Source organism: Desulfosporosinus sp. BICA1-9 (assembly GCF_000802135.1).
Genome location: NZ_JUEE01000069.1, coordinates 20,168 through 27,444, shown reverse-complemented (window position 1 = coordinate 27,444; position 7,277 = coordinate 20,168). Strand labels below are relative to the sequence as shown.

The 7,277-nt window shown below is 40.3% G+C and carries 5 protein-coding genes and 1 pseudogene; 4 read left to right on the top strand and 2 right to left on the bottom strand.

From position 1 onward, the window contains the following. Positions 1–514: pseudogene (locus JL57_RS08835) on the top strand (serine/threonine protein phosphatase); the annotation flags it as partial. Between the two features lie 25 nt (positions 515–539). Here JL57_RS08835 and JL57_RS08830 read toward each other — a convergent pair. Further along, on the bottom strand, positions 540–1,070 hold the full coding sequence (locus tag JL57_RS08830; protein ID WP_034141679.1) for a DUF1456 family protein: 531 nt from the start codon (positions 1,068–1,070) through the stop codon (positions 540–542). Positions 1,071–1,257: 187 nt separating this feature from the next. After that, complete coding sequence (locus tag JL57_RS08825; protein ID WP_291299871.1) at positions 1,258–2,775, bottom strand: polysaccharide deacetylase family protein; 1,518 nt, start codon at positions 2,773–2,775, stop codon at positions 1,258–1,260. A 531-nt stretch (positions 2,776–3,306) separates the two neighbouring features. On the opposite strand from JL57_RS08825, the gene JL57_RS08820 reads away from it, so the two are divergent. Genes JL57_RS08820 through JL57_RS08810 form a run of 3 tightly spaced genes read left to right on the top strand, consistent with a single transcriptional unit; the run spans position 3,307 to position 7,215 of the window. Next, positions 3,307–3,612 (top strand): PadR family transcriptional regulator, encoded by a 306-nt coding sequence (locus JL57_RS08820; protein WP_034141678.1) that lies wholly within the window; start codon positions 3,307–3,309, stop codon positions 3,610–3,612. A 14-nt stretch (positions 3,613–3,626) separates the two neighbouring features. Next, positions 3,627–5,417, top strand: coding sequence for an ABC transporter ATP-binding protein (locus tag JL57_RS08815; protein WP_034141677.1), 1,791 nt, complete (start codon positions 3,627–3,629; stop codon positions 5,415–5,417). Further along, positions 5,401–7,215 carry an ABC transporter ATP-binding protein gene (locus JL57_RS08810; protein ID WP_034141676.1) on the top strand — a complete coding sequence of 605 codons (1,815 nt, stop codon included), beginning with the start codon at positions 5,401–5,403 and terminating at the stop codon, positions 7,213–7,215. Before JL57_RS08815 ends, JL57_RS08810 begins: the two co-directional genes overlap by 17 nt. The last annotated feature ends 62 nt before the right edge of the window (positions 7,216–7,277 follow it).

The window sequence follows — 7,277 nt, the reverse complement described above, 5'->3', positions numbered from 1 at the left end:
GGAGAAAAAGTATTTCCCTTTATTCGAGAATATAAAGGTGCATGAGGGGCTAGTTTTAAAGCATAAGCTGACCAACCAAAAAATCCTCTTGATCCACGGGCATCAAGTAAGTTTTATAGATTATGAAATGTGGAGGTTAAGTAGATTTCTAGTTCGGTATTTATGGCGACCTCTTGAATCATTTGGCGTCAATGACCCTACCAGTACCGCCAAGAATTATGACAAAAAAGACGCAGTCGAAAAACAACTTATTGAGTGGGTAACACGGGAAAAGCATATGCTTATTGCTGGTCATACTCATAGACCTAGGTTTCCTCAAGTAGGTGAACCTCCATACTTTAATGACGGGAGTAGTGTCCATCCTCGTTGTATTACGGGAATCGAAATTACAGATGGTAATATTACACTCGTCAAATGGGACGTCAAAACAAAGATTGACGGCACCTTGTTCATAGGCAGAGAAATACTGGTAGGACCTAGAAAATTAAAGGCTTACCTTCACCCCATAAGGTGAATCGGATCTCTATTATTATTAGAAGCTATCCTCTGTTCTTGATAGCTAATCCTTTTAAGAAATTTCTAGCGTATTTATCACCACACTCTTTATAATGCTTATGCCCTTCTTTTCTAAGCAGAGCGCTTAATTCTCCTTTTGTTACAATGACCCCAGTTTCTTTTAATATATCAAGAATATCATCACTTGTTAGTGAGAGCGCTATTTTCAATTTCTTAAGCAGGATATTATTAGGATGATTTTCACTATTCTTGAGTACTGGCATTTCAGGTTGCCCTGGCTTTGGATCTTGTTTTCCTCTTTTAAATATAATAAAGCCATTTAGAAATGACTCGAGCATACTGTTCTTGCATTTTATATTCTCTTCCTTTTCATCTATTTCTTCATGATCATCAACAACATTATTGTAACGGTAAGTTTCTTTTGATTTTATAAGTAATTTTCTCACTTCTTCTGTTGTAAGTTCAACGCCACCAAGTTCAAATATCTTCACCATATCTGTATCCCTGATATTGAGTGCATATCTTAATCTAATTAATATATCATTATTATCCATTTTATAACCCTCCTGAATTTCTTAAACTATAACTTACATTATAACATGAATATTTCGGTCGGGCAGAGCCCCCGATCATATGACAGGACAACGCAATACCTAACTAGCGAGCCTGACGACATCTAGTTTCGCTAGTCCCTAAGCGGATCAAAGTAACAACATTAGTTAATTTGCAACGTTCTGTGTACTAAGACCCAGCCTTTAACGGAGGCCGAACTGGGTCTAAGACAGACTTGGTATCAAAAAGATTCTTTAGAATTGCTTCCTGGTTATACAGTGCGATCCCGTCAATATGCCTCCTGTCCATCATCACATAGTCGGTAGAAGCTTTCAGATAGGGAGTGGGTCCCACCGAATAGAGAATATTGAACCCTTGATCGAGCAGGAACTGGAATTTGGGATTCCCAGGCAACACCGAGCTGCCAAAAGGGTAAACATAGATATTAGTGGGGCCGATAAGCGATCCCACTTCTTTTTTCCATTGCAATGTGTCTTTCTCCAGACTTTGATAAGACTCCGCCCTGGCATCCAGATGGCTGTAACCGTGCGAGGCAAACGTCCAGCCGGTTTCTTTAAGTCGTTCAATAATCCCTAAGGCAGTCTGCCGTTCTTCCGGATAGGAAGGGGAATCCAATTTATTGGTATTATACCCTAAAATCCCGTAATAACCGGTCAAGGCTAGAATTCCCTTGGCTCCCTGGAAGGAAAAGTCGGGATGTTCAGCGACAAAGGCATCGATAATCGGGATAATCTCATTATCATGGGAGATGACTTCCTCTCCCCTCGGGGATACGGAATAAGTCGCCACACTGCCATCAGAATCCAGAATCAGTTTGCTGATCGTCCCATTCGTTGATTTGTAATCCGGATAATTAACATCATCAACAGACAGGATGAGCGGTTTCTTGTTGGAAGGAAGCTTTAGCTCTTTGGGCACCAAGACCGTTTTCCCATCCTCTACTTTCTCTTCATACAAAGCATTTTCATTAATCAAAATATAATTGTTGGCATAGATTTGGTTGAGAATCTTCTCAAATTCACTCACCGTCACAAAATACTGATTAAATCCATTGGAATCTACATCCCCATCAAAGGTCAGGGACGGATAAGCCAAGAGCGGATGGAAAAAAATATGCTCAATCAGTCCATTATAAGCAACTAAACTTTTCTCCGCTTCCAGAGCTTGCTGATATTTTAGAAGATCGCTTTTTACTTGTGCATCATCTGGGTAATAGGCTGATATACTGGTCAAAAGTTTTATCGCTTCCTGATAATTACCCTGTTTGCTTATGACCCCTGCTTTGGCCAGATAATGGGGGTGCATTTCTGTTGTCGATTTCTTGATCTGGTCCTGGGCTGTCTGATAATCTGCGTTTTTTGAGGTTATTTTTTTATAGAATTCTATAGCCTGTAAATAATCCTTATCAGCATAGGCTGTATTCCCCTTAAGATAACTTTCCCGTTCAGCCTCATCCTGGATCGCACGGGCCGCATCTTCAATTTGCTGATTTATAACCGCTTCCTGGCGCTTTTGCTCCTGTAATTGCTGAGCATACAGTTCTTTCTGCGCACGGATTTGTTTCTGTGTTTCGTATTGGCTATATAAGATTGGCACAGTAAAACCTGTTAAGAGAACAAATCCCAGCAGAGCTATGATAATTGTCTTATGTGCGGAAAGATTTAGGTTTGTTTGCAAGATGATCATTCCTTTTGCTCATAATGAATCTTCAATATTTCTCTATATTAGTATAAAATTTGCCATATAATCGTCATCTCCTGTTATACAGAACAAAAATTAAGCCTCATAACAAATAACAAAAAAGCGCAAATACATCTCAGCTATTGGCTGGGAGATGTATTTGCGCGCGAATATCCCATCTATTATTTAGACCTTCGCCTTTCCTAACTTCATTTGTTGGTATCTCTTCCTTCACGGACAGACAACCCTCCATAAGTAAGGAACCCTGTACACAACAACAGAACGTGAGACTTCCACTATGCCCTGAACACAAGAAAGGTACGTAATCATAGAAATCAGGCGCGGAGATCCCTTTATGTTGATCACCCCTTGTGTAGATACCCCTAATTTTCTGGCTACCTGTCCTGTCGATAACATCTCACGGTCAAGTCTGACTTATTCGCTTTAAGAACTTGACTGCAAATTATTAATGGATTACTATTAATGGATCACTATTATCGAAACCCGATATCGTAATTCGAAAGGAGGCAAACTAATATGTCAGCTAAAGTATTAAGAAAGTTTTTTCTTGGATTCATAAGCATTCATATTCTTCATCATGCCTCTAAAGAACCCATTTATGGTCTTTGGATGATTGATGAACTTAAGCGTCATGGCTATAATTTGAGTGCTGGAACACTATATCCAATACTCCACAGCATGGAAAAAGATGTATTGCTATTAGTTGAAGAACGCAATGTGGACGGAAAAATTCGTAAATATTACATGATTACTGAACAGGGTAGGGTCGTTTTAAAAGAAGCTCGTAACAAAGCATTCGAACTTTTTAAAGAGATGAAATAGGATGGGAATGTATCATGAAGTTATTTGGACCACCAAAAACAAAAGAAACACTTTTTCAATATCTACTTAAATATAAGTTTCAGTTCATAGTTTCCTCTTTAACCGGCATCATTTACAACACAGCAATTGTACTTGGACCAATTTTACTGGGTCGCCTCATAGATGCAGCAGGCGGTGGTACCGGTCAGCAAGTATTTTTGTCGGCGTTTTTCTTTGTCGGTGTGACTGCATTCTTCCAGTTTTCAAGATTCATTAAGCGGTGGTATATGCGTGATCAGTTCAACCGTGTTGCCTGTGACCTGCGTCAAACCTTCCTCGAAAGAACGCTTCACAGAACATTGCCGGAATTGGAAAAAGAGACCGTTGGTGATTTAATGTCTAGGACAGTCGGTGATATTACACTAGTGGTCGATACAGTTATGTCGACAATTAACGAAGGCTGGGACACTTGGCTTCTCATGATGTCTTACTTTGTCGTACTTATGGTAATGGATTGGAAAATCACACTGTTAGCAACCCTCTTGGTACCAGTGACTTTACTTGTAGCTCATAACATGCGTCATATTCTATATAATTACTCATTGGATGCTAGAAAGTCTGCATCGACGGCCAATACTGGATTGCAAAGATATCTAGGTGCTATTTCCGTATTGCGTTTGTTTGGTCGGGAGGCTTCAGAAGCAAAGGAAATTATGGATGCTTACAACACCCAGGTTCGTTTCAATATTAAACAAATGTTGTTGCAACAGTCTTTACTGCCTATTTATGCTTTACTCGCAGGGCTAGGTATCGTTGTTGTCATAGGTCTGGGCGGTGAGAAAGTCATGGTTGGTGACTGGACAGTTGGAACCTTCAATGCTTATATGGTCATGTTTGTCGCTTTTTCGGGCAGGACACGGGTTGCTGCAAAGGTATTCAATCGCTGGCAGGGGGCTCGCGCAGCATGGCAGCGTGTCAAAGAAAAAATGGCTATTTCTGTTGACTCAACTTTAACGACTAACGAAGAGTTTCTTGAACCCATCTATACGATTAAAGTAGAACAGTTAACCTTTGGATTTAATGAACAACCAGTTCTTCATAATCTATGCTTTGAGGGTCATCGGGGACAGATTATTGGTGTAACCGGTGCTGTAGGTTCTGGAAAAACAGCTTTGGTCAATGCTCTGACGGGTCTGTATCCTTATCATGGCAGTATCACCTTCAACGATGAAGAACTCAGAGATTTGCCTTTGTCAACAATACGGAAACGTATTTCATACGCCGGGCATGAACAGTTCTTATTCTCCATGTCCATTAGAGATAATATTTTACTCAAAACCATTGATGAAAATTCTAGGCTAATTGATGATGAAGCGAATCGCACTACAGCGCATTTGTTAGATAAAAGTTTGAAGTCGACAGCATTATACGAAGATTTAGGACGTTTTGAACATGGTCTTGACACTCAGGTTGGTGAGAAGGGCGCAAGGGTATCAGGTGGTCAACGTCAAAGGATAGCTATGGCACGAGCCATTTGCGCTCAAGCGGATATCATTCTCTTGGACGATCCTTTTTCAGCCGTAGATATTGCAACTGAAAAAGTAATTATTGACCACTTGAAATCTGATTATAAAGATCAAATCGTTTTTCTGTTTACCCACAGACTCACGGCCTTCGAGCATATCAATCAGGTTCTAGTTCTTGAACACGAAAAAATTATCGAACAAGGAACTCATGCTGATTTGATTAAGCAACAAGGTGTTTATGGTGAAATTTATAAAGCACAAGTCTTTATGGGGGTAAATCACAATGAACAGACTGCTTAATAGAAACAAATCTTCTAGGGATTCACAGAGGGACTACAAATTCCTTAGGGAGGCTGTAATCACCGTTTCAAAGACAAAAGGACTCTATGCCGCTCTATTAATACTCGCTGTCATTTTGGGAGCCGTAGTCAATATATGGCCATCGCTAATGTTGCGACGTATTGTTGACGGTTCTCTTGTTTCTGGTAGTGAGAGTTTATGGAAATTGGCATTCTTATATCTCGGAGCAGTGCTTCTTGGAGGCGTAGTCGATTTCATCCGAGAAATCAGTACTACGGTATACGGCCAGCATGTGTTACTGAACATACGAAAGCAAATGCTTGATAGACTTCAAAATCTACCCATGAAATACTATCTGGGTGTACCCGCAGGAGAAACCATCTCACGTTTCACCTCGGATCTTGATGCAGTTAATACTCTTTTTTCTGCGGGACTTGTGAGTGCGTTGGCTGATTTATTAAAGATTATCAGCTTACTTGGAGCACTCTTCATATTATCCAAACCATTAGGACTGATTGCAATTGGTTCACTTCCGGTGATTTTTATTTTGTCAAACTTTTTTAGAAAACGTATATATTCCCGACAAAAAGAAGTACGCAAGAGGGTTTCAGACATCAATACTGGTATACAGGAAATTTATTCCGGCATGAAATTAATTAAGATTTTTGGGAAAGAGAATTTTTTTGCAGAGCGCTTTGAACCATCCCTTGAAAAACATCGGCTGGCAATGAATGCCAACAGCATCTATGATGCTTGGTTCCCATGCATTATGCAAATGGTTAGAGCATCTGTCATTGCCTTAGCTCTCATTGTAGGCGCAAAAAACAACCTGACTAGCTTTGCTTTAGGTTTGTCATTGGGTACTTTAGCCGCAGCTACTGATCTCTTTATTCGACTATTCGATCCCATCGAAGCTGTAGCCTCTGAAATTCAAACCATTCAGCAGGCAGTGGCCGGTCTAGATCGTATTAAACAATTTTTTCATGAACCTTTGGAATTGAGAACTCAATCAAATGATGCAAACAATAGTTTTGATGTCGTAGTGACGAGTGCTACTGACTCTTCAATTGTCGTCAAAGATGTTCATTTTTCCTATCCTAACGGTAAGGAAGTGATTTGTGACGCAAATATGTTTGTTTCAGCGGGTTCTAAAGTTGCAATTGCTGGCCGCACAGGCTCTGGCAAGACCACTTTGATGACTCTTATTGCAGGATTACATCCGACAAAAAAAGGTACCATTACCATTGGGGGACATGATCCATTTCAAATGCCTGCCCATGTGAGGCGACGTTTTATTGGAATTGTACCCCAGACGGTACAACTCTTTAATGGGACTATTTACCACAACATAACTCTAAGAGATGACAGTATTACTCGGGAACAAGTGATTCGTGCTATTGAAACAGTAGGACTTGGATCCACTATTGAGAAACTGCCTGAAGGACTTGAAACCCTAATCGGAGAAGGTGCTTCTCAGTTATCTTTTGGTCAAACTCAACTTTTGTCTTTGGCAAGAGCCATTGTGACCGATCCTCCACTTCTACTATTGGATGAATTAACCTCTGGACTTGATGCCATTACAGAACGACAAGTTTTAGATGCCATCCGTAACGTTAGTGGGAAAAGAACCATCATTACGATTAGCCACCGTTTATCAGGTATCATTGACGCCGAAGTGGTTCATATCATGGAATCTGGTAGCATAATGGAAAGCGGTACACCTGAAGAGCTGACTTCTCAAGAAGGTTGGTATTCTATTTATAAACGTTTAGAAGAACGTGGTTGGAGAGTGTCGTAGGGTAAGAGTAATGGGGAAAAGTCCGACTGTGCCGCCGAAGAAAAGCTGATTTCACTTGTTAT

Bases quoted from the DNA above. Each gene is read 5' to 3' on its own strand.
- JL57_RS08830 (WP_034141679.1), bottom strand. From the start codon at position 1,070: ATGGATAATAATGATATATTAATTAGATTAAGATATGCACTCAATATC.
- JL57_RS08825 (WP_291299871.1), bottom strand. From the start codon at position 2,775: ATGATCATCTTGCAAACAAACCTAAATCTTTCCGCACATAAGACAATT.
- JL57_RS08820 (WP_034141678.1), top strand. From the start codon at position 3,307: ATGTCAGCTAAAGTATTAAGAAAGTTTTTTCTTGGATTCATAAGCATT.
- JL57_RS08815 (WP_034141677.1), top strand. From the start codon at position 3,627: ATGAAGTTATTTGGACCACCAAAAACAAAAGAAACACTTTTTCAATAT.
- JL57_RS08810 (WP_034141676.1), top strand. From the start codon at position 5,401: ATGAACAGACTGCTTAATAGAAACAAATCTTCTAGGGATTCACAGAGG.